Annotated in this window: 24 protein-coding genes; 16 read left to right on the top strand and 8 right to left on the bottom strand. The window is 27.8% G+C overall.

The features are described from left to right. Positions 1–14: 14 nt before the first annotated feature. Complete coding sequence (locus tag HMPREF9309_RS07165) at positions 15–230, bottom strand: hypothetical protein (RefSeq protein WP_016647267.1); 216 nt, start codon at positions 228–230, stop codon at positions 15–17. Between the two features lie 154 nt (positions 231–384). Between HMPREF9309_RS07165 and HMPREF9309_RS07160 the strand changes: the two genes are divergently transcribed. Together HMPREF9309_RS07160 and HMPREF9309_RS07155 are read left to right on the top strand one after the other, a co-directional pair. Beyond that, entirely contained in the window at positions 385–1,044 is a 660-nt protein-coding gene (locus HMPREF9309_RS07160) for a S24 family peptidase (RefSeq protein WP_016647266.1), read from the top strand. A 119-nt stretch (positions 1,045–1,163) separates the two neighbouring features. Then, on the top strand, positions 1,164–1,865 hold the full coding sequence (locus HMPREF9309_RS07155; protein ID WP_081634534.1) for a sensor histidine kinase: 702 nt from the start codon (positions 1,164–1,166) through the stop codon (positions 1,863–1,865). Here the strand turns inward: HMPREF9309_RS07155 and HMPREF9309_RS07150 are convergent. The 4 genes from HMPREF9309_RS07150 to glmS form a co-directional block, all read right to left on the bottom strand. Further along, entirely contained in the window at positions 1,862–2,638 is a 777-nt protein-coding gene (locus tag HMPREF9309_RS07150; RefSeq protein ID WP_016647264.1) for a cache domain-containing protein, read from the bottom strand. The two genes, HMPREF9309_RS07155 and HMPREF9309_RS07150, sit on opposite strands and share 4 nt — an antisense overlap. A gap of 272 nt (positions 2,639–2,910) precedes the next feature. Next, the gene (locus HMPREF9309_RS07145; protein ID WP_016647263.1) at positions 2,911–3,477 is read right to left on the bottom strand and encodes a YceI family protein; all 567 of its coding nucleotides are present in this window, start codon (positions 3,475–3,477) and stop codon (positions 2,911–2,913) included. A gap of 84 nt (positions 3,478–3,561) precedes the next feature. Beyond that, entirely contained in the window at positions 3,562–3,930 is a 369-nt protein-coding gene (locus tag HMPREF9309_RS07140; RefSeq protein ID WP_016647262.1) for an HIT family protein, read from the bottom strand. Positions 3,931–3,942: 12 nt separating this feature from the next. After that, positions 3,943–5,757, bottom strand: a complete 1,815-nt coding sequence (gene glmS / locus HMPREF9309_RS07135) for a glutamine--fructose-6-phosphate transaminase (isomerizing) (RefSeq protein WP_016647261.1) — start codon at positions 5,755–5,757, stop codon at positions 3,943–3,945. A 177-nt stretch (positions 5,758–5,934) separates the two neighbouring features. On the opposite strand from glmS, the gene mqnE reads away from it, so the two are divergent. The 7 genes from mqnE (at position 5,935) to HMPREF9309_RS07100 (ending at position 12,507) form a co-directional block, all read left to right on the top strand. After that, on the top strand, positions 5,935–7,011 hold the full coding sequence (gene mqnE / locus HMPREF9309_RS07130; RefSeq protein ID WP_016647260.1) for an aminofutalosine synthase MqnE: 1,077 nt from the start codon (positions 5,935–5,937) through the stop codon (positions 7,009–7,011). Next, complete coding sequence (locus tag HMPREF9309_RS07125; RefSeq protein WP_016647259.1) at positions 7,011–8,291, top strand: NCS2 family permease; 1,281 nt, start codon at positions 7,011–7,013, stop codon at positions 8,289–8,291. The genes mqnE and HMPREF9309_RS07125 overlap by 1 nt, the downstream gene beginning before the upstream one ends. An 8-nt stretch (positions 8,292–8,299) precedes the next feature. Beyond that, positions 8,300–8,755 carry a phosphoribosyltransferase gene (locus HMPREF9309_RS07120; RefSeq protein ID WP_016647258.1) on the top strand — a complete coding sequence of 152 codons (456 nt, stop codon included), beginning with the start codon at positions 8,300–8,302 and terminating at the stop codon, positions 8,753–8,755. A gap of 35 nt (positions 8,756–8,790) precedes the next feature. Continuing rightward, on the top strand, positions 8,791–9,936 hold the full coding sequence (locus HMPREF9309_RS07115) for an MFS transporter (RefSeq protein WP_016647257.1): 1,146 nt from the start codon (positions 8,791–8,793) through the stop codon (positions 9,934–9,936). Then, a complete protein-coding gene (locus tag HMPREF9309_RS07110) occupies positions 9,933–11,141 on the top strand; it encodes a glycosyltransferase family 39 protein (RefSeq protein ID WP_016647256.1) in 1,209 nt (402 codons plus the stop codon). Before HMPREF9309_RS07115 ends, HMPREF9309_RS07110 begins: the two co-directional genes overlap by 4 nt. Before the next feature lie 33 nt (positions 11,142–11,174). Beyond that, on the top strand, positions 11,175–11,882 hold the full coding sequence (locus HMPREF9309_RS07105) for a pilus assembly FimT family protein (RefSeq protein ID WP_016647255.1): 708 nt from the start codon (positions 11,175–11,177) through the stop codon (positions 11,880–11,882). Positions 11,883–11,949: 67 nt separating this feature from the next. Next, entirely contained in the window at positions 11,950–12,507 is a 558-nt protein-coding gene (locus tag HMPREF9309_RS07100; protein ID WP_016647254.1) for a pilus assembly FimT family protein, read from the top strand. Between the two features lie 402 nt (positions 12,508–12,909). On the opposite strand, the gene rpoD is transcribed toward HMPREF9309_RS07100, so the two are convergent. Beyond that, positions 12,910–14,802, bottom strand: a complete 1,893-nt coding sequence (gene rpoD / locus HMPREF9309_RS07095; protein WP_016647253.1) for an RNA polymerase sigma factor RpoD — start codon at positions 14,800–14,802, stop codon at positions 12,910–12,912. 97 nt (positions 14,803–14,899) lie between these two features. Here rpoD and HMPREF9309_RS07090 point away from each other — a divergent pair, with 97 nt between their 5' ends. Both HMPREF9309_RS07090 and HMPREF9309_RS07085 read left to right on the top strand, forming a co-directional pair. Then, on the top strand, positions 14,900–15,637 hold the full coding sequence (locus HMPREF9309_RS07090) for an AzlC family ABC transporter permease (RefSeq protein WP_016647252.1): 738 nt from the start codon (positions 14,900–14,902) through the stop codon (positions 15,635–15,637). Continuing rightward, positions 15,600–15,950 carry a branched-chain amino acid transporter permease gene (locus HMPREF9309_RS07085; protein ID WP_034907913.1) on the top strand — a complete coding sequence of 117 codons (351 nt, stop codon included), beginning with the start codon at positions 15,600–15,602 and terminating at the stop codon, positions 15,948–15,950. The genes HMPREF9309_RS07090 and HMPREF9309_RS07085 overlap by 38 nt, the downstream gene beginning before the upstream one ends. Before the next feature lie 132 nt (positions 15,951–16,082). Here HMPREF9309_RS07085 and HMPREF9309_RS07080 read toward each other — a convergent pair whose 3' ends face one another. Both HMPREF9309_RS07080 and HMPREF9309_RS07075 read right to left on the bottom strand, forming a co-directional pair. Further along, the gene (locus HMPREF9309_RS07080; protein WP_016647250.1) at positions 16,083–17,381 is read right to left on the bottom strand and encodes a dicarboxylate/amino acid:cation symporter; all 1,299 of its coding nucleotides are present in this window, start codon (positions 17,379–17,381) and stop codon (positions 16,083–16,085) included. A gap of 127 nt (positions 17,382–17,508) precedes the next feature. Then, complete coding sequence (locus HMPREF9309_RS07075) at positions 17,509–17,934, bottom strand: hypothetical protein (RefSeq protein ID WP_414526231.1); 426 nt, start codon at positions 17,932–17,934, stop codon at positions 17,509–17,511. A 151-nt stretch (positions 17,935–18,085) separates the two neighbouring features. On the opposite strand from HMPREF9309_RS07075, the gene HMPREF9309_RS07070 reads away from it, so the two are divergent. From HMPREF9309_RS07070 to HMPREF9309_RS07050, 5 genes are read left to right on the top strand one after another with little or no spacing between them, the layout of a single operon-like run. Beyond that, complete coding sequence (locus HMPREF9309_RS07070; RefSeq protein ID WP_016647248.1) at positions 18,086–18,571, top strand: 3-isopropylmalate dehydratase small subunit; 486 nt, start codon at positions 18,086–18,088, stop codon at positions 18,569–18,571. 3 nt (positions 18,572–18,574) lie between these two features. Beyond that, positions 18,575–19,651, top strand: coding sequence for a 3-isopropylmalate dehydrogenase (gene leuB / locus HMPREF9309_RS07065; RefSeq protein WP_016647247.1), 1,077 nt, complete (start codon positions 18,575–18,577; stop codon positions 19,649–19,651). After that, on the top strand, positions 19,638–19,865 hold the full coding sequence (locus HMPREF9309_RS07060; RefSeq protein WP_155827361.1) for a hypothetical protein: 228 nt from the start codon (positions 19,638–19,640) through the stop codon (positions 19,863–19,865). Before leuB ends, HMPREF9309_RS07060 begins: the two co-directional genes overlap by 14 nt. After that, a complete protein-coding gene (locus HMPREF9309_RS07055) occupies positions 19,862–20,254 on the top strand; it encodes a CiaD-like domain-containing protein (protein WP_016647245.1) in 393 nt (130 codons plus the stop codon). The genes HMPREF9309_RS07060 and HMPREF9309_RS07055 overlap by 4 nt, the downstream gene beginning before the upstream one ends. Further along, positions 20,211–21,341, top strand: a complete 1,131-nt coding sequence (locus HMPREF9309_RS07050) for a tRNA nucleotidyltransferase/poly(A) polymerase family protein (RefSeq protein ID WP_016647244.1) — start codon at positions 20,211–20,213, stop codon at positions 21,339–21,341. The genes HMPREF9309_RS07055 and HMPREF9309_RS07050 overlap by 44 nt, the downstream gene beginning before the upstream one ends. Positions 21,342–21,395 lie beyond the last annotated feature (54 nt).

Here is a 21,395-nt window from a genome sequence, read left to right as displayed (position 1 = left end):
TGATTAATCGCCCTTTAATAACCAAGATTTATCTCACCATTTTTTAGATAAAGTGTTTTACCATCTAAATGCCCACTAACATAATAAAAAACGCTTTGAGCACTATTTGAGTTTTTTATATAACCTATTTTATTATCAATTTGAACAGCTGTATCGCTATAAACTTCTTCTTCCATAAAAAGCTCCTTTATAATGCTTATATCGTTTGCTTCTAAGTTTATAAATATCATTTTATCTCCTTTACTTTTATAAAAAGAGTATAACTCTACTATACTGTGCTTTGGCTGTTGTTTATAAAAATAAATTATAAAAAATAATATTTTATTAATTTAATACAAAAATATGCTAAATTTAGCTTATATTTTATAATTAAGGTAGCAAGAAATGACAATGGATCAGATAAATGAAAGATTAAAAGATATATTATCAAATAAATTTAAAGATAAACTCATAAAAGATAAAGACGTGGCTGATGCTTTGGGTATAGATCCAAATAACTACGCGCAACTTAAATTTAGAAACTCAGTGCCATATAAAGAGATAATGGACTTTTTGTTTAAAGAAGGGATTTCAATTAATCTATTTTTTTATGGCAAGGATGCTAGTAATAGCGATAATTTAAAAACATTAAGGATGTTTGATGTGGGGGCTTCTTTAGGAGGTGGGGCAAATAACGATGATGAAAGCTTTGAAAATGTGGTTATAAGTGAGCAAATTTTAGAAAAAAGTAATGTTAAGTTTTTAGGAAAGATTGATATAATCAAAGCCATTGGCGAGAGTATGGAGCCATATATAATGGATGGGGATAGTTGTTTTATAGCAGTGGGAGCCGAGTTTAAAGATGGTGAAATTTATGCCATAAACACACCTGATGGACTTATGATAAAAGAGTGCTACAAGCAAGGTGATGAGTTTATGCTAATATCTTATAATCCTATCTACTTGCCAGTAAGATACAGCATCTATGAGTGTAAGATAGTAGGAATGTTTGTAGGAATTATAAGAGGCAGGGGAAAGTTTAAGATAAATTTAAAAGAAGTTTAGAGCGTTTTTAATACTTAAATATTTAGTTTTTCGCATTAAAATGAGAAAAATGTAGCTCTTAATTTTCTCATTTAAGTAAAAACTTTTTTCTCATTTTTGTGGGGATTTACACATTGGTTATGTATTTTGTCTATGTCAGTATAACAAAGCCATATTTAGAGCAAAAAAAGATGATGAATACATTTTTCAATGATGCTATGCATGAGCTTAAAACCCCACTTGGTGTTGCAAGTATAAATTTAGAAATTTTAGAAACTAGAAATAAACAAACACATCGTATAAAAGCAGCCTTAAAACAGATGAAAATAACTTATGAAGATGTTGAGTTTTTTATAAAAAATGATCGTATAAAATTTCCAAAAAAAGTATTAAATTTTTCTAATTTTTTAGAAAATAGAATTCGTTTTTCAAGTACAATCGCCCATAGCAAAAAAATACAAATAATAAGTGAAATTTCACCAAATTTAAAGGTATTTTTAAGTGAAATTGAAGCAACAAGATTGATTGATAATAACCTATCAAATGCCATAAAATATTCAAACGAGGGTAGCGAAATAAATATTTATTTAAAAAGCGATGATAATTTTGTCATTTTTATAGTTGAAGATTTTGGATGTGGGATAAAAGATGTTGATACTATTTGGCAAAGATACACAAGACAAAACCAATCACAGGGTGGATTTGGATTAGGACTAAATATAGTTATGAAAATTTGCAATAAAAACGATATTTTATATGATGTTAAATCAACCCCTAAAAAAGGATCGATTTTTATTTATAAAATTCCACTCTATGAAGAAAAACTTTTAGATAATATTTAAAAAATATCATTAATTTTTGATTTGGAGTTTTTGTGCATTATGATATATCCAATATGATTATTTTTAAAATCATATAGTTTTTTTGAGTAAAAATAATCATTTTTAAGCTTAATAAAATTTTGATTTTTAAAGTCTATTTTGTCCAAAAAAGGTAAAATATTTAAATTTATATCATTTTTATCAATTATGTTAAAGCCATGAATTTTTATATGTGAGTTTTTAAAACATTCTATTTTATAGTTATCCTTTATAAGGATTAAAAGATCATATTTTTGTCTTTTTGAAAGAGTATAAAGATGATTAAAGCCAAGCATAACCTCAATGCTTCCTAAAAAATTACTATCTGCGAAAACAGGAGAAACCCCTCTTATAAAAACTCCACATTTTCCTATTTCTATTCCTGATGTTGGTGTTTTATTTTGTTTAGTTTCATATATAGTGTGTCTAAAATATCTTAAATCATCTCCCTTTTTTTCATCATCCCAACTTCTAATTACACTTTTTAAATCATTTGAATGTAGATGAATTAAAATATCCTTATATAAAGGAACATTTTGTAAAATTGATATATAAAATTTTAGATTTTTCTCACAGGTTTGTTTATTTTCATATTTTAAACAACTTTTTATATCATCATTTTGAGAAAGAATGAGCGATAATGCAAGGACATTAAGCCTTTCTTCTTCTATAGTATTTAGAAGGAGTTCAGCGTTAAAATCAAAAAATCTTTTTATTTTTTCATCGCTTTGATCTATTTTATACTCAAAAAACATATATCCTAAAATTAAAAAAGAAAATAAAAAAAATAAAATTATTAAATTTCTAAAAGTTTTGATTTCGCTTCCTTTTCTAATTTTTATAAATTAAACAAATTTATTTTGTGTATTTTATTTGACTTGAAAGTGGAATTATACCAAATTTATTTATGTCAATGCCGTAATTAGTTTTATATAATTGCAAAGAGAGCATTTAATTATATTGATAGTGTTATATTAGTTTTATAAATCCAACCTAAAAACTTAAGTTGGATTTTTTTTAATATTTATTATTTTGCGTCAGCTTCAATTTCAATATCAAGCTTTACTTCGCTTCCAATTGCTAGACTTTTTTCACCAACACCAAAGTCAGTTCTATCTATTTTTCCACTTAGATTAAAGCCTATTTTTTCAACATCTCCTTTTGATATACCACCAAATTCATACTCAAGCTCGATAGGTTTTGTAACGCCTTTTATTGTTAAATCGCCTTTTACAATACCTTCATCTTTTTCATCATCATCAAATTTAAAATCAGTCATTACAAATTTCATTTCAGGAAATTTTTTAGTATCAAAAAAGTCAGTATCTCTTAAATGCTCATCTCTTCCTTCATTTCCTGTATCAACTGAGGCTGTTTGAATTGTTGCTTCGAGTTTATTTAATTTCATAGTTTTTTCATCAAAATCAACAATTCCTTTAAAATCAGCAAAATTTCCTTTTGTATTGCTAATTTGCATATGTTTTATTTTAAACCCAACATCTGTGTGAGCTGTATCGACTATGTATTCTTTTGCATTTGCAAGACTAAGTGTTAAAAGCGAACAAGCCGCAAGTGAAAATAAAAATTTTTTCATTTCTATCCTTTTTAATTAAATTTAATATATCTTAATTAAATAGATTAAATAAATAATAAAGCAATAATTTTTTTATTTTTATATTTAGCAAATTTTTAAATTTTTAGCCAATTTTTCGCAAAAACTATCAAAATCTTTGCAAAAATTAATTTCTAAATCTCTTTGTTTTTTGCCCCACATTGATTCTGGAAAAAAATCATCATTTTCAAATCTTGCCATAACATGAAAATGCACTCTTGGAACATAGTTTGCAAAAGAGGCAATATTTATTTTTTTAGGCTTATAAAACTCAAGCATAGTTTTTTCACCTATTAAAACAGCTTCAAAAAGTCTATTTATAGTATCTTTATCGCAAAAACTAAGTTCTTTTTTACCATCATTTGTAAAAATTTTAATCCAAGGAATTTGAGAAATTTCTCTTTCGATAAAAATAAAGTCATCTTTAAAAATCATATTTATCTCTTTTTATTCCACGGTTACACTTTTAGCTAAATTTCTAGGCATATCAACATCATTTCCAAGTCTTATAGCAACTTCAAGTGCAAAAATTTGAAGTATTACAAGCATTTCAAAAAATTCGCTCATATAATGATTTTGTTTGCTTGTTTTTATAAAATCATCACTTAAATCAAACTCTTTTGGACTAAGTGCAAATACAAATCCGTCTCTTGCAACAATTTCTTCAACATTGCTTCTTGTTTTTTCATAAAGCATATTTTCAGGCATTAAAGCAATTGTATAAAGTCTTTCATCAACAAGAGCAATTGGACCATGTTTCATTTCTCCGCTTGCGTATCCTTCTGCGTGAAGATAGCTTATTTCCTTTAATTTTAAAGCTCCTTCAAGTGCAAGTGGATAAAAAACATCTCTTCCTATAAAGAAGAAGCCATGCCCATGAAGATAGTGCTTACTTAAACGGTGAAGTTTTTCTTGTAAATCAGATGGAACTTCTAAAATTTTTGGAATTTTAAGTAAAGTTTTAAGTTCTTTTTCAAACTCATTTTGACTTATTGTTTTATTTAAATTTGCTAGATACAAAACAACGAGCCAAAGTGTTATAACTTGTGTTGAAAAGGCCTTTGTAGAGGCAACTCCTTTTTCAATTCCAGCTCTTGTTAAAAGAGTATTATCAGCAAGTCGAACAATTGAACTATTATCAACATTACAAATTGCAAGAGTTTTAAGACCTGCTTCTTTAGCTATTTTTAAAGCCTCTAATGTATCAGCTGTCTCACCACTTTGAGAAATAACTATAAAAAGTGAGTTTTTTCTTAAAACTGGATCTTTGTATCTAAACTCACTTGCAACTTCAACTTTTGTTCTTATTTGTGCAACTCTTTCAAATAAATAGCTTGCTGTTATGGCTGCATGATAGCTTGTTCCACAAGCACACATTATAACTTCATCAATGTTATTAAAAAGCTCTTTATCAAGCTCTTCAAGATAAATTTGACTATTTTTTATTCTTCCCATTAGTGTTTCAGTTGCAACTACGCTTTGTTCATAAATTTCTTTTTCCATAAAAAATCTAAAACCCTCTTTTTGAGCAAAACTTCTATCGCTAGGAAGAGTTTTTTTAGCTGGATTTATCTCGTTTTCATCTTTAAAAAATTTAATATCGCCAAATTTAGCTACGCCATAAGTATTATCATCCAAGTACGCAACATCTTTTAAAAATCCTATTAATGGTGAATCTGATGAACTAAAAAAGATTTCACCATCATCGTTTTTGCCAGCTATTAAAGGAACTGCATTTTTTGCAAAAAATATCTCTCCATTTGCTTTTTTTGTTATTAAAAGTATCGCATAAGCTCCAACAAGTTTAGAAATAGTTTTTTTAAAAGCCTTAAATGGATCACTTTCTTTTTGATTTGTTTTTTCAAATAGTTTAACTATGACTTCTGTATCTGTTTGGCTTAAAAATTTAATACCATCTTTTTCAAGTTCATCTTTTAATTCTTTATAGTTTTCTATGATGCCATTATGGATTACAAAACTATATTCTCCAAAATGTGGATGAGCGTTTATCTCAGTTGGTTTTCCATGAGTTGCCCATCTTGTATGGCCTATTGCTATACCTTGTCCTGTTGAGCTGAAATTTTTAGTTTTTTCTTCTAAATTTTTTATTTTTCCAACAGCTTTAAAACAATCAATCTTTCCATTTTCATCCATAACAGCCATTCCTGAACTATCATATCCTCTATATTCAAGCTCTTTTAAGCCGTTTAATATTATACTTTTTTTCTCTTTTTTACCAATATAGCCAACTATACCACACATAAATTTATCCTTTTATATAACAAATATCTGTTTTTTAACTAAGCATTATACAAATTTAAGTTTAACAAAGGCAAATTTAGTAAATTTAACTTTAAAATTCATAAATTTATAAAAATAAAAGCTTTTTTAAGTGCAAAAGGCTTATAATGTAATTTCAATTTTATTTTTAGGATAAAAATGGAAATTTTAGAAAAATTAGAAAATGATATAAGACTTAATTACGAAGATGGATTAAAGCTTTATGATCTTGATCTTTATACTTTAGGAAAATTTGCTAATAAAAAAAGAGAGCAAATAAATGGCAAAAAAGTTTATTTTAATTTAAATCGCCATATAAATCCCACAAATTTATGTGCTGATGTTTGTTTGTTTTGTGCTTTTTCATCTCATAGAAAAAATGATAAAGCTTACACTATGAGTCATGAAGAGATTATGCAAATAGTTGATGAAACGGTAAAAAGAGGCACAAAAGAAATTCACATCGTCTCAGCCCACAATCCAAATGTTTCTTGGCAGTGGTATTTAGAAATTTTTAAAAAAATAAAAGAAAAATATCCTTTTTTACATATCAAGGCAATGACAGCTGCTGAGGTTGATTTTTTATCTAGAAAAAATGGTTTTAGCTATGAAGAAGTTTTAGAAAAAATGGTTAGCTACGGTGTTGATTCGATGCCTGGTGGAGGAGCTGAAATATTTGATGAAGAGGTTAGAAAAAAAATTTGCAATGGAAAAGTAAAAAGCAACGAGTGGCTTAAAATACATGAAATTTGGCATAAAATGGGGCGTGACAGTAATGCAACTATGCTTTTTGGACATTTAGAAACTAGAGCAAATAGAATTGATCATATGTTAAGACTTAGAGATGTGCAAGATAAAGCTATTAAAAACAAAAAAGGTGGATTTAATGCATTTATTCCACTTGTTTATCAAAGAAATAACAATTATTTAAAAATCAAGGAATTTTTAGGATCGGTTGAAATTTTAAAAACATTTGCTATTTCAAGATTAATGCTTGATAATATTAAACATATTAAAGCCTATTGGGCTACAACAACTATAAATTTAGCACTTGTAGCACAGGAGTTTGGATGTGATGATTTAGATGGCACTATAGAAAAAGAAAGCATTCAAAGTAGCGCTGGTGCAAGTAGCGATAAAGGCACTCAAGTTGGAGATTTTATAGAGCTTATTAAAACCTCTGGGCTTATTCCTGTTGAAAGAGATAGTTTATATAATGAAATAAAGGTTTATTAATGGATTTTTTCAAACTAAAAGAAAATCAAACTAGCGTTAAAACCGAGTTTGGCGCTGGATTTACAACTTTTTTAACTATGATGTATATAGTTCCTGTAAATGCAATAATTATGAGCAATGCTGGAATGCCTATGGAAGCACTCATCACAGCAACAGCTTTAATAACAATTTTTGCAACTGTTTTAAATGGAATTATTGCAAATACACCAATTGCAATGAGTGTTGGAATGGGGCTTAATGCTTATTTTACTTTTGGACTTGTAATGGGCATGAAAATTCCTTGGCAAACAGCTTTGGGGGTTGTTTTTATAAGTGGATTTATATTTTTAATTTTATCTTTTACTCAGTTTAGAGTTTGGATTTTAAAAAGTATTCCAAAAGATTTAAGACTTGCAATTAGTGCTGGAATAGGAGCTTTTATAAGTTTTGTTGGACTTAAGCAAATGGGTATAATAGTTCATAGTGATGCAACACTTGTAACTTTAGGAAATTTCCACGATACAAATACTTTAATTGGGCTTTTAGGACTTTTAATGGTGATTTGCTTTTGGGCATTAAGAGTAAAAGGAGCCTTTATAATAGCTGTTTTAACAACCTCAATAATTGCTTGGGTTTTTAAAATTTCACCTTATCCAACTAGCTTTTTTTCACTTCCAAGTTCGATTACTCCTATATTTTTAGAGCTTGATATAAAAAGTGCTTTAAGCTTAGCTTTACTTCCAGCAATAATTACATTTTTTATAACTCAGCTTTTTGACTCACTTGGAACACTTTCAGGTGTTGGAAATAGAGCAAGACTTTTTGATGATAAAAATGGTATGAAAAAATTTGAAAAAACTTTGGTGGTTGATGCTCTTGGTTCAACTACAAGTTCATTTTTAGGAACAAGCACAACAACGGCTTTTGCTGAGAGTGCAAGTGGTGTGGAAGAAGGTGGAAGAACTGGTTTGACTGCGGTATTTACTGGAATGTTTTTTATTTTAACTTTATTCATGCTGCCACTTTTTAAAGCAATTCCGCCAAATGCTATTTATCCAGTATTGGTTATGGTTGGGGTTTTGATGTTTAGTGAATTATCAAAAATAGATTTTAGTGACCAAGCTACAGCGGTTGCGGCGTTTTTTATAGTTATATTAATGCCTTTGACTTATTCTATAACAACAGGTTTGGCATTTGGATTTGTAGCTTACTTTTTTGTAAAGTTGGTAAAGAGAGAGCCTATAAATATCGGAATTTTAACTCTTGCTTTTATTAGCTTGTTGTCATTTATTATAAAATAGGAAAAAATATGGTTTATTACAGTTATGAAGAATTTGATAAAGATATAAGAGATTTAGCAAAAAAAATTAATGAAAATTTTAAGCCTGATGCTTTTGTTGCAATTGCAAGAGGGGGGTTAACAGCTGGACATTTTTTAGCTACTATTTTCAAAAGCAGAAATTTATTTGCACTAAATTCAGTTCATTATGATGATACAAAAAAACTTGATGAGGTTGAAATTTTTAATATGCCTGATTTAAGTAGTTATAAAAGAGTAGTTTTAGTTGATGATATGATAGATAGCGGTGAAAGTATGGTTGAAATTTATAAAGTTTTAACCAAAAAATACCCAAAAATTGAGTTTAAAATAGCGACTTTATTTTTTAAAGAAAGAGCTTTGATAAAGCCTGATTTTACAGTAAAAGAAGCTAATGAATGGATAGAGTTTTTTTGGGAAAATGATACCTTTGAATCAAAAATTTAAATTTTAAAATTTGGAGTTAAATTTAAGGATTTTAAGTGAGTAAATTTGAGCTTTTTGTGATGTATTTGTGTGCTATATTAACACTTTGTGTTATGTATGCCACCCAGCCACTGCAGCCACTGTTTGAAGAAATTTTAAATATCTCTAAATTTCAAGCCTCTCTTTTTACTACTTCTATTTTAACTCCTCTTGCCTTTGCAAGTATTTTTTATGGATATATTTTAGAAAAATTTGCTATTAAAAAGATACTTATTTTCGCTTTTTTAATATTTGGTATTTTAGAAATTGCTTTTGCAATTTCATCAAGCTATTTAGCTCTTTTGATGATTAGAGGGCTTCAAGGACTTATAGCTCCAGCTGCTTTGACTGGGATAATGAGTTATATTTCCATAAACTCACCAAAAAGTTCTGTTGGTAAAAATATAGGTATTTATATAGGAATTACCATTTTAGGTGGATTTTTGGGCAGATTTTTATCTGGATTATTTAACGATATTTTTGGAAATTGGAGAGTTTTTTTTATTGTAATTGGAATATTGCTTTTAATCGCATCGTTTTTAGTTACAAAAATTAGTGGCGCTAAAGGCTCAAATTTAATTAAGCCAAAAATAAGTGATATAAAAAATATGTTTTTAATAAAAGAAAATGCATTTATTTGTTTATATATATTTTTTATATTTTTCTCTTTTCAAGGAGTGCTTAATTTTTTACCATTTGAGCTTGTTAAAATAGATGGAAGTTATAGCGGTTCAAAAACAGGAATTATGTATGCAGGATGGCTTATAGGACTTATAATATCATTTAATATTGCTAAAATTAATAAATTTTTAAATGGTAGTAAAAATAGTATGATTTGTGGTGTGGTGATATTTATTTTAGGAACATTTTTGCTTCATACACATAATTTTTATATTATGTTTTTTGCTATGCTTGTTATATGTTTTGGTAACTTTTTATCGCACACTTGCGGCTCTGGATATATAAATTTAATAAATCTAAATCATAAAGGAATTGCAAACGGACTTTATGTAAGCTTTTATTATCTTGGTGGATCTATTGGTAGCTTTTTACCAGGGTTTATCTACACAAATTCCGGTTGGAGTGGATTTTTATTTTTTATGAGTTTTATGCTTTTTATATCTTTTATTTTTTCAATACTGCTTAAAAAGAGTTTAAATTGAGAAATTTTAATCAAATTTATAAAAATGAAGATTTTTTATTTGCTTTTATCTTTATGATAAATGCTATTTTTTTACTATATGCGATTTCAAATTTAAGTATAAGTTATTATGAGGCAAAGATTTTTTATAATGATACAAATCTAGCAAGTTTAATTATAAATTTATCTTGTAGAGTTTTTGGACAAAATGACTATGCTTTAAGGCTTCCTTTTTTAGTGATTAGTTTAGCAAATTCTATCTTGCTTTATAGGTTATCAAAAAGACTTTTAAAAAGAAAGATTGATAGGCTATTTTGCGTAGTTTTATATATGTTTTTGCCAGGAGTTATGACAAGTGCAATTTTAGTAAATATGGCAGGCATTTCTATATTTTTTACGCTTTTATTTTTGTATTTATTTGAGCTTAAAAAGACAAATTTAGCCATTTTTATTTTAATTATTTCAGTTTTTATAGATAAATATTTCAATATATTGTATTTAGGAGTATTTTTTTACGGGCTTTATAAAAATGAAAAAAAGCTTTTCATACCTTCATTTTTACTTTTTATTTTAACTTTTATTTTTTATGATTTTAATATAAGCGGAAAGCCAAAAAGCTATTTTTTAGATACTATTGGGGTTTATGCAGCTGTTTTTTCACCGCTTTTATTTTTATTTTTTATTTACTGTGTTTATAGAATTTGGGTAAAAGAGGAGAAAAATATCCTTTGGTTTATAGTTATAACCTCTTTTTGTGCAAGCCTTATACTATCTCTTAGGCAAAAGGTTGAATTAGAGGAGTTTTTGCCATATTGCGTTATAGGAGTGCCATTAATCATTAGAGTTTTTTTTAATTCTTATAGAGTTAGGCTTCCAAAATTTAGAAAAAAATATAATATTTTGGCTTTATTTTTAGGTTTTAGTTTGGCTTTTTCATCGCTATTTCTTGTTTTTAATCAGCTTCAATACTTTTTATTTTTTAAAAACAATCCACAAAAACATTTTATTTATAAATACGACATAGCAAAAGAGCTTGCAAAAGAGTTAAAAAAACTAGATTTAACTAAAATTGTAGTTTTTGACGATGAGCTTGCTTTAAGGCTAAAATTTTATGGCATAGAAAGAGGCTCAAGTCTTATCCTATCTAGTGAGGCAATCACAAATCCAAAACATATTATAAAGATAAAGAATACAGGAGTCTTAAAAGCAGAGTTTTATATTTTTTGATACAATATATAAAATTACTTTATAGGATTATATATGTTTTATAAAAAAGCTTTTACTATGATTGAGCTTATCATGATAATAGTGGTTGTGGGGATTTTATCTGTTGCCATTATACCCAGAATAGACAGAGATACTTTGCTTGAAGCAACAAATCAAATAGTTTCACACATAAGATACACACAACACCTTGCAATGATGGATAATAAGTATGACCCCAATGATCCTAACTGGCATAAAAAAAGGTGGATGATAGAATTTACTGCAAATGCTTATTCTATAAATAATAATAACTGTCAAGGAAACTGCCTAGCTTATCAAATTTATAGTGATACAACAACAAGTGGAAATTTAAACTCATCAAACGAAGTAGCAAAAGATCCTAATAATCCAAATAGATATTTAAGTGCTGGTTGGAGCGGTATGTCAAATTCCGATAAAGCAAAGAGAAATCCAAATTTAAATATAGAGAAAAAATATGGTATAAAAGAAATTAGTTTTTCCAAAAACTGCGGGGGAGGAACTAAAAACAATAATAGAAATAAATCAATTTCATTTGATGAAGTGGGAAGACCAATGCAAAAAGTTGCCACAACTGGCAATTATAAAAAAATAACTTATGAAGAATCCGTGCAAAGATATTTAAAAGACAATTGTACTATAACTTTAAGTGATGGCACAGATAAAAGAGCTATTATTACAGTACATGCAGAAACTGGATATGTGACATATAGGATAGAGTAGACTTTTTATCTAAGTTTTTATAAAAATATGCTATAATCTTAAATATTTATACAAAAGGTTGATTTTTATGAAATGTTATAAAAAAGCTTTTACAATGATTGAACTTATTATGATAATAGTTGTTGTTGGTATTTTGGCAGTTGCTGTCATACCTAGAGTAGATAGAGATACATTAGTTGAAGCAACTAATCAAGTAGCTTCACACGTAAGATATACACAACACCTTGCGATGTTAGATGACAAGTATGATCCTAAAGATCCTAATTGGTACCGAAATAGATGGAAAATAACTTTTAATAATAATAGTTATTCTATAACTTCAGGAAATACAAATGCTAAAAATCCACAAGCACCTGGTAAAGACTTAAATCCAACAGGCTCACCTGAGCTAAATCTTGAAAGAAAATATGGTATAACAAGTGTAAGTCTTATATGTGGAAATGATAGGCCAACTGAGATAATATTTGATGAGACAGGAAGACCTTATTCTAATTTCTCAGGCGTGGTTGGAGTAGATGGGCTTTTGGACAATGATTGCAATATAACAATAAGCGATGGTGGAAGTAAAAATGGCATTATCACCATATATAAAGAAACAGGTTATATAGCCCATTCAATACAATAAAAATAAAGATGAAATTTTAAATTTTATCTTTATTATCCAACGATTTTTATGTAGTGGTATAAATTTAGGGTATTTCAAAATAAATTTTTAAATATAGAGTTATTTTACTAATTTTATTCACAAAATCCATTAAATAAAATATAAAATTTTAAGCGTTTTAAAAAACTATATTTAATTAATTATTGCCTATTCGAATTTTAAAATTTTTGGTAATTTTACCATGTATTGGCTAATGATATATTTATTTGGTTTGTTGATAATACTGCTAAAATATTATTTTAAAAATTTTACAATATATTCAAATTTGTTAGAAATTCCAAAATCATTATAAAAAATCAGGGTAAAAATATGGCTCTTTAAAAATTATTATTTAAAAGAGCCATGTGTGTTTTTTAAATATATTTAATTTTTTGAAAAGTTCATTTCTATATAGTTTTTAAGCTCTCTTCCAATTTTTGGATGTTTTAGTTTTTTAATCACTGAGCTTTCTATTTGGCGAACTCTTTCTCTTGTTATGTTAAGTGCTTTTCCAATTTCTTCTAAGGTTCTATCGCTTTCATCGTCTAACAACCCAAAACGCATTCTAATAACAGTTCTTTCTCTTTCATTGAGTTGTTCTAAGACTGCATCAATTTGTTCTTTTAAATCATCGTTTAGTACATTGTCTATAGGTGAAGGTGAGCTTTTATCCTCTACAAAATCACCAAATTTTCCATCATCTTCATTTCCAATTGGTGCTTCAAGACTTATTGGCTCTTTTGTTATTTTAATAACTTGCTTTACCTTATCTATGCTCATGCCAATTTCTTCAGCAATTACATTAATATCTGCTTCTTTTCCTTCTTCTTGGATATATTTTCTATTTATTTTATTTATCCTATTTATTGTCTCTATCATGTGTATAGGAATTCTTATAGTTCTTGCTTGATCAGCAATCGCTCTTGAAATAGCTTGTCTTATCCACCAAGTAGCATACGTTGAAAATTTATAACCTTTTTTATATTCAAATTTATCAACTGCTTTCATTAAGCCAATATTTCCCTCTTGTATAAGATCTAAAAATGGAAGTCCACGGTTAGTGTATCGCTTAGCTATGCTTACAACAAGTCTTAAATTTGATCTTGCCATTTTACCTTTTGCTTTATCTGAAATATTTTTACCTCTTTTAATTTGCTCTAAAATAACTTCTAGTCTTTTTGGATCCATATCAAAGCTATCTTTACTTGCCTCTTTTGTTTGGAAAAGCTTTTTGATATCGACATAAGTAGAAACCATAGTTGCTTCAGGAACTCTTTCAGTTATTTCATCTTTGCTTAATTTTGTGATATCTTTTAAAATTTTAGCATGATTTTCCTTAAGCTCTGGGCTAAAAAGAGGGAGTCTATATTCAAGTCTTTTAAGCTCCTTATCAAAATGATCATCGCTTTTTAAAGCAGTTTCCATCTGTTTAACTATCTCATTTATAAGTTTGCTTGTAGGACCTAGATCCATAAGTTTTTCTTTTAAAATTTTCTTTTTAAAAGTAAGGCTAAGTTTTGCATAAAGCATATCTTCACCTTCTCTTATAATATCTTCGTTTTTTTCTGCATATTTAAGCCAGTCTTTTTTGGCTTTTTCTAGTGCTTTAAAACTTTCTGTGACTCTTACAGCTCTTTTATCGTTTCTTTTTTCTCTATTTGAGTTTTTATCCTCTTCATTTTCTTCAAAATCCTCATCTTCGATATCATCATCTTCTTCGCTATTATCTTCATCAAAGTTTTTAAATAGCTCTTTTACTCTTCTTTCGCGATTTATTAAAGGAACTTTATAATCAAGTATAAAGTCTATTAAATACGGAACCGAGCAAAAAGCATCTATTATGATATCCTCACCAAGCTCAATTTGCTTGCTTATTTCAATTTCTTCCTCTTTTGTTAGAAGTGAAATTTGTCCCATTTCTCTTAAATACATTCTTACTGGATTTTCACTTCTACCCCATTCTAAAAGTTCTGTTTCATTTGTTATATCAAATTCTTCATCTAAATTTTCTTCTATATATTTTTTAGCTTTTAATGCCTTTTTTTTGGCATCTTCGATATTTTTTATTTCCGCAACTTCAGCTGAGGTTTTTAGGGTAACTTTATATTTTTTAGCTAAAGACTCTATTTTTTTAGTATTTGCTTGGGTTGGACTTTTATCAAAAAGCTTAATAAGTTTTTCATAAGTTGCATACCCTTTTTCATTTTCTTTAAAAAGCTCTTCAACTTCTTCTAGTGATTGTTTTGCTGTAAGTGGTTTTTTTGTATTTGATGCCATTTGGGAAACTCCTTTGTAGTTTGTAGCAATAAAAGAATTAATTATACCGAAATTTTATTAAAAATAACTTAAATGAAATATATTTTTAAGGAAAATTATGTTAAAATCACAAATTTATAAAAATTTGGTGGAAAAATTGAAAAACAAAGATATTTTTAAGCTTACTTTGCCTGTTATGTTTGGTTATATTCCTTTAAGTATGGCATACTCGATTTTGGGTGTTAGCTGCGATATAGATGCTAGAGTGTTAGTGCTTTTTAGTTTTTTTGTTTATGCTGGAAGTGGGCAGTTTTTGTTAGTTGCTTTGCTTAGTGCTGGGACAAATTTAGCTGAAGTTTTTATAGCAACATTTCTTTTAAATTTACGCCACATGTTTTATACAATTTCATTAATGAGTGATATTGTAAATTTAAAATATAAATTTTATACTTTATTTGCTCTAACAGATGAGAGTTTTGCAGTTTTAAAAACTATTGAAATTAGTGATAAAAACAGAGATAAAATTTACTTTTTAATTCCTTTTTTAAATCAAATTTATTGGATATTTGGAACTATTATTGGTATTTTAATAGGCAAAAATATAGAGTTTAATAGCAGTGGAATAGAGTTTTGTTTAGTAAGTTTGTTTATAGTTTTAGCCTATGAAACCTTTAAACACAGTATGAATTTTAATCTTTTGGCTATTTCAATTTTGGTTGGAATTTTGGGCTTATTTTTACCAAAAGAGTATATGCTAGTTGCAAGCATTTTAGTTGGTTTTATTATAATTTTAAGCTGTAGGGAATTTTTTGGAGAGAATGTTGGATTTAATAAATTTAAAAATAGATTCAAATAGTTCGCTTTGGTTACTTTTATGTGTTATGGTTGTAGCAGGGGTTGCTACATTTTTAACTAGAGCTTTGCCATATTTTTTCTTAAAAAATAAATCGCAAAATAAAACTTTAATTTATTTAGAAAAAAATAGTGCTTTATTTGTAATGGTAATTTTGGTTTTTTATGCTTTAAAAACAACTGATTCAAACTCATACTACGTAGTTGAAATTTTATCAGTTTTAGTGTGTTTAATCATGCAAATTAGATTTAAAAATGCACTTTTAAGCATTGCAATTAGCACAATTTTTTATATGATTTTAGGTAGGGGTTTTTAAAAAAATCAGTTAAATACTTAAAATAATATTAAGCTATATAAATTTAAAGATAGTTTTTAAAATATAGATATTTTATTATATAAAATCGTAAATAAATTCATAAATTTTTAAGAGGACAAAGCCTCTTAAAAATTAAATGTGTTCCCATTTGCTTTCATCAAGTTCGCCTTCAGTTTTAGTAACCCAAATAGAAGCCACAACATCTCCAACGACATTCATAGATGTTCTTCCCATATCTAAAACTGCATCTATTCCTAGAATCATACCATAAGCAATTGCTACATTTCCTTCAACTTTTAGACCAATTGATTCAAGTATTAAAAGAAGCATTATAGCTCCAGCTCCAGGAATTCCTGCTGTTCCAATAGCTGCCAATATAGAAGTGATAACAATAGTTATATAATGTCCCATAGTTAGATCAATTCCACAAGCATTTGCTATAAAAAGTGAGCAAATTCCAAGATAAACAGTAGTTCCATTCATATTTACAGTTGCTCCAACAGGTAAAACAAAGCTATAAACACCTTTTGGAACACCCATTTTATGTTCAGCTGTATCCATAGAAATAGGCAAAGTTGCGTTTGAGCTTCTTGTAACAAAAGCTGTAAGCATTGGATCTTTTACTTTTTTTATGAAATCAATCGGATTTAGTTTCATAAGGAGACAAACTCCACAATAAACTAAAATTACTTGAAGTGCAAGTCCTACATAAAGTGCTATTGTAACATTTGCAAGTGATGAGAAAGCTCCAGCTCCACTTTTATTAAACACAGCAAACATTAGAGCAAAAACACCTATTGGAGCGTATTGCATAATCCAATGCACCATTTTAAACATTATTTCACTAACACCATCAAAAAAGTTAAAAACTGTATTTGCTGAGTTTTTTATTCTTTCATCACTGCTTTCTTTGCAAAAGGCTAAGCCAACACCAAAGAATATACAAAAACAAATTATTGCTAAAACATCTGTATTTGCCATAGAGCTTATTGGGTTTGTAGGAACTATGCTTAAAAATATTTCACTAATGCTTGGTGCGGTCGCAGTTTTAGAAACAGCAACTGATGCATCGCTTAGATCAAGCCCGCTTCCAGGATGAAAAACAAAAGCGCACGCTAAACCTATAATAATGGCAAAAAGAGTTGTTACAAAGTAAAAAAATACTGCTTTTCCACCAACTCTTCCAAGTTTTGATGGCTCGATTGAACTTGTTCCCATGATAAGAGAAGCTACAATAATTGGCACAATTATCATCTTTAAAAGTCTTATAAAAAGATCTCCAAATGGTGCAATTACGTTAAGTAAAGTTGTATTTCCAAATAAAATCACTCCTTTTGGAACCATCATTCCGATAATAGAGCCAATTACTAAAGCTCCTAGTATTCTATATGCTAAGTTTGATTTAAAATACCAGCCAAAAACTTTTTTCATCACTCACTCCTTTAAAATGAATTCATCGTTTCATTTTATCAAGTTTTGTTTTTAAAACAGCTATAAAAATGATTTTTACCAGTTTTTGTTCTTAAAAATGGAAAATTTGTTACAAATAAGCTTAAATTTATTTTAAAGTAAAAATTTCAACTACTAATTCATTAGGTTTTTTTGAATTTTTAATGGCAAATTCTTTTAAACTCATTTCTAAATTTGAACAGTCAAAGCTGTTTTTAGAACAAAATTTAGAAAAACTATTATTATTTATATCAAAGTAAAAAAGTGTATCATTAATGCTTTTATTAAGAGAAGTTTGCAATACATCGTTTAAAATTTTTCCTTTTTTTACTTTTTCTGGTTGTGGATAAAACAGATAAAAAACTACGCAAATTGTGATAAAAACAGCACCAAAAACAGCTCCTTTTTCTTTTGTAAAATAGCTTTTAAATGGCTTTAAATTTGTTATTGAATGTAAAAAAATATCTAAAATAAGTATTAATCCAACATATTCGTGTATCAAAACTAAGTTTTTTGTTTTAAGATCAATGAGCATTAAAACCACACTTAATCCAATTACTAAAAAACTCCACAAAATAATCGGTGTTGCAAATTTTTACTTTATTTTTAAAATTTAATAATTTTAAAGCCTAGTTTATATTTTTTTGGTAAAATCATAGCTTACAATTTTATTTTGAAGGAAAAAAATGGCAAAAGTTTGGAAATTTGGAGATAATATTGATACAGATATAATTATTGCTGCAAGATATTTAAACACATCAGATCCAAAAATTTTAGCAACACATATAATGGAAGATAAAGATAAAGATTTTTCTAAAAAAGTTAAAAATGGAGATATTATCGTTGCTGGAGAAAACTTTGGCTGTGGAAGTAGCAGAGAGCATGCTCCAATAGCTTTAAAAGCAGCTGGAATAGGCGCTGTAATAGCCAAATCTTTTGCAAGAATTTTTTATAGAAATAGTTTTAATACAGGACTTTTAATACTTGAATGTAAACAAAGTGATAAAATCGATGAAAATGATGAATTAAAAATAGATGTTAATAATGGTGTGATTACAAATTTGACTAAAAATGAAAAGTATAAATTTGAACCAATTCCTGAATTTATGCAAAAACTTTTAAAATCAGGTGGATTAATTAATTATGCAAAAGAAAATATTTTAAGGAAATAAAAAGTGAAAAAATATAATATTTGTGTTATAAAAGGCGATGGAATAGGACCTGAAATAGTTGATGAGGCTATTAAGGTTTTAGATACGGTTTCTAGCAAATTTGAATTTGAGTTAAATTACGAGCATGTTTTATTAGGCGGGGAAGCAATAGATGTTTTAGGAAATCCAATACCCAATGAAACGCTTGAAACTGCACTTAATTCAGATGCCGTATTGCTTGGAGCAATTGGCGGACCTAAGTGGGACAATTTAGAAAGAAACCTTCGCCCAGAAAGCGGACTTTTAAAACTTAGAAAAGGTCTTGGAGCATTTGCAAACCTTCGTCCTGCTATGGTTTTTGATGAATTAGTTGATGCATCAACTATAAAACCTGATGTTTTAAAAGGTGTTGATATGCTTGTTGTTAGAGAATTAACTGGCGGACTTTACTTTGGACAACCAAGAAAAAAAGAAGAAAATAATGCATACAATACTATGATTTATTCAAAAGAGGAGATTGAAAGAATTGCAGAAGTTGCTTTTGAAGCAGCTTTAAAAAGAAGTAAAAAAGTAACTTTAGTTGATAAAGCAAATGTTTTAGAAACAAGTCAGCTTTGGCGTGAAGTAGTTGCAGATATAGCTAAAAAATATGAAGATGTTAGACTTGATTATATGTATGTAGATAATGCAGCTATGCAGCTTATCAAAGATCCAAAGCAATTTGATGTACTTTTAACAGAAAATTTATTTGGTGATATTTTAAGCGATGAAGCAAGTATGATATGTGGCTCTATTGGACTACTTCCAAGTGCAAGTATTGGGGGCAAAGTTGGTATTTTTGAACCAATTCATGGAAGTGCGCCAGATATTGCAAAACAAGGAATTGCAAATCCTATCGCTACAATTTTAAGTGCTGCAATGATGCTAAAATATGCTTTTGGTGAGCATCAAGCAGCAAAAGCCATAGAAGAAGCAGTAAAAAAAGCTTTAAAAGATGGATATAGAACAAAAGATATTGCAAACTATGAAGCTAAAGAAGTTTGTACCACTGGTGATATGGGATCAATCATAAGTAATTATATAACAGATGATGAAAGATAATTTTACAAAAGCCTTGATTTATGAGTCTCAAGGACTTTTTTTAGATGCAAGCAGGATATATGAAGAAATTTTAAAAGATTATCCAGATGATGAGAGGGCAAAACTTTGCTTAAAAAGAGTCTTAGAAAAATTAAAAAACCCAATGTTAGAGCTTTTTTTAAGCAGTGATGAAAAAGATAATGAAAAATTTAAAAGGTGGCTTGTGGATATATGAAAATAGAAGAAATCACTAAAAAAATAATCGAAGAGTTAAAAAATTCAAATCAACTAAACTTTGATGAAAATTTCGATGAGCTTGAGTTTAAAGAAGATGAAAATAGCAAAGACTTTATAGATGATGCTGAAAAAAAAGAATATGAAAATTTACAAAAACTAGAAGAAGATAGCAAAAATTTAAAAGAGCATGAAGAGAAAGATTTAGTAAATATTTTAAGCCAAGAAGAATTTTTACTAAAAATAAAAGAGCGAATTTTAGTATTATTTGAAGGGCTTAATAGCTTTGATAAAGGCGATATTGAGGCAAGAGTTGAGTTGAGCTTGAAATTTATGGAGTTTTTACTTGCAAATATCGATAAACGAATTAGCGATATCCAAAAACAGTGATTTTATAAAAATTAAAGAATTACTTTCAAAACACACTAAAAGAGCGTATTTTGTAGGTGGTTTTGTAAGAGATTATTTTTTAGGCATTAATTCTTTTGACATTGATATAGAAATTTATGATATAAATGAGCAAGAATTTGAAATTTTAATGAGCAAGCTTGGTGCAAGCGGTGTTGGAAAAAGTTTTTTTGTTTATAAGTATAAAAATTTTGATTTATCACTGCCAAGAACTGAAAATAAGGTAAGCTACGGACATTGTGGCTTTGAAGTTAAAATTTGCAATAATGAAAAAATAGCTGCAAAAAGGCGTGATTTTACTATCAATTCTATTATGATTAATATCTTTAATGGCGAGATATTAGATTTTTATGATGGAACTAATGATTTAAAAAACAAAATTTTAAAAGTTGTTGATAAAAATACCTTTTGCCAAGATAGCTTAAGGGTATTAAGAGCTGTTCAGTTTGCTGCAAGATTTGATTTAAAAGTTGAAAATAAAAGCTTAAATTTAATGAAAACAATCAGCTTGGATGATCTTAGTGGAGATAGAATTCAAAATGAGCTTATTAAGCTTTTTAAAGCAGAATATCAAAGCGTTGGATTAAAGCTTATTTATGAGCTTAATATTTTTGAGTTTTTATTTTTAACTAAAATTTTAAAAAATGATTTTGAGATTTTGTCTAAAAAGTTAGAAAATGGCTCAAAATTTATTAAAAATGAGATGTATTTTCTCTATAATCTTTTAAATTTTTTAAACCTAAATAAAGAAAAAGTTTTAAAAAGATTAAATTTAAATACTAAGTTTAAAAAAATTGTAAATGAGCCATATTTAAAAAATCCAAGTTTAAAAGATTTGCTTATGATATCGCTTAAAATGCCTTTAAAAAATTGGTTAGGACTTGATAGTTTTGACTTAATACAAAAAGCTAAAAAATTAGATATTTACGATAATGTTTTTAAAACGAAAGTAAAAGCACAAGATATAATAAATGCTGGTTTTAAAAATGAAGAAATAGGTAAAAAACTTAAAAAAAAGCAAGAAGAAGAGGTTGATAATTTTTTAATTAATCTAACTAAAATGGCTTAATTTTAGAGTTTCAAAGCATAAATTTATCCAAATTTATGTAAAATAACAGCTTTA

This window comes from Campylobacter ureolyticus ACS-301-V-Sch3b (assembly GCF_000413435.1).
Lineage (GTDB): Bacteria > Campylobacterota > Campylobacteria > Campylobacterales > Campylobacteraceae > Campylobacter_B > Campylobacter_B ureolyticus_A.
The sequence above is the reverse complement of the archived record's forward strand: the minus strand, read 5'-3'. Positions and strand labels throughout refer to the sequence as shown.

Coding starts and splice junctions, on each gene's coding strand:
- HMPREF9309_RS07165 (WP_016647267.1), bottom strand. CDS start 230: ATGATATTTATAAACTTAGAAGCAAACGATATAAGCATTATAAAGGAG.
- HMPREF9309_RS07160 (WP_016647266.1), top strand. CDS start 385: ATGACAATGGATCAGATAAATGAAAGATTAAAAGATATATTATCAAAT.
- HMPREF9309_RS07155 (WP_081634534.1), top strand. CDS start 1,164: ATGTATTTTGTCTATGTCAGTATAACAAAGCCATATTTAGAGCAAAAA.
- HMPREF9309_RS07150 (WP_016647264.1), bottom strand. CDS start 2,638: ATGTTTTTTGAGTATAAAATAGATCAAAGCGATGAAAAAATAAAAAGA.
- HMPREF9309_RS07145 (WP_016647263.1), bottom strand. CDS start 3,477: ATGAAAAAATTTTTATTTTCACTTGCGGCTTGTTCGCTTTTAACACTT.
- HMPREF9309_RS07140 (WP_016647262.1), bottom strand. CDS start 3,930: ATGATTTTTAAAGATGACTTTATTTTTATCGAAAGAGAAATTTCTCAA.
- glmS (WP_016647261.1), bottom strand. CDS start 5,757: ATGTGTGGTATAGTTGGCTATATTGGTAAAAAAGAGAAAAAAAGTATA.
- mqnE (WP_016647260.1), top strand. CDS start 5,935: ATGGAAATTTTAGAAAAATTAGAAAATGATATAAGACTTAATTACGAA.
- HMPREF9309_RS07125 (WP_016647259.1), top strand. CDS start 7,011: ATGGATTTTTTCAAACTAAAAGAAAATCAAACTAGCGTTAAAACCGAG.
- HMPREF9309_RS07120 (WP_016647258.1), top strand. CDS start 8,300: ATGGTTTATTACAGTTATGAAGAATTTGATAAAGATATAAGAGATTTA.
- HMPREF9309_RS07105 (WP_016647255.1), top strand. CDS start 11,175: ATGTTTTATAAAAAAGCTTTTACTATGATTGAGCTTATCATGATAATA.
- HMPREF9309_RS07100 (WP_016647254.1), top strand. CDS start 11,950: ATGAAATGTTATAAAAAAGCTTTTACAATGATTGAACTTATTATGATA.
- rpoD (WP_016647253.1), bottom strand. CDS start 14,802: ATGGCATCAAATACAAAAAAACCACTTACAGCAAAACAATCACTAGAA.
- HMPREF9309_RS07090 (WP_016647252.1), top strand. CDS start 14,900: ATGTTAAAATCACAAATTTATAAAAATTTGGTGGAAAAATTGAAAAAC.
- HMPREF9309_RS07085 (WP_034907913.1), top strand. CDS start 15,600: ATGTTGGATTTAATAAATTTAAAAATAGATTCAAATAGTTCGCTTTGG.
- HMPREF9309_RS07080 (WP_016647250.1), bottom strand. CDS start 17,381: ATGAAAAAAGTTTTTGGCTGGTATTTTAAATCAAACTTAGCATATAGA.
- HMPREF9309_RS07075 (WP_414526231.1), bottom strand. CDS start 17,934: ATGCTCATTGATCTTAAAACAAAAAACTTAGTTTTGATACACGAATAT.
- HMPREF9309_RS07070 (WP_016647248.1), top strand. CDS start 18,086: ATGGCAAAAGTTTGGAAATTTGGAGATAATATTGATACAGATATAATT.
- HMPREF9309_RS07060 (WP_155827361.1), top strand. CDS start 19,638: ATGATGAAAGATAATTTTACAAAAGCCTTGATTTATGAGTCTCAAGGA.
- HMPREF9309_RS07055 (WP_016647245.1), top strand. CDS start 19,862: ATGAAAATAGAAGAAATCACTAAAAAAATAATCGAAGAGTTAAAAAAT.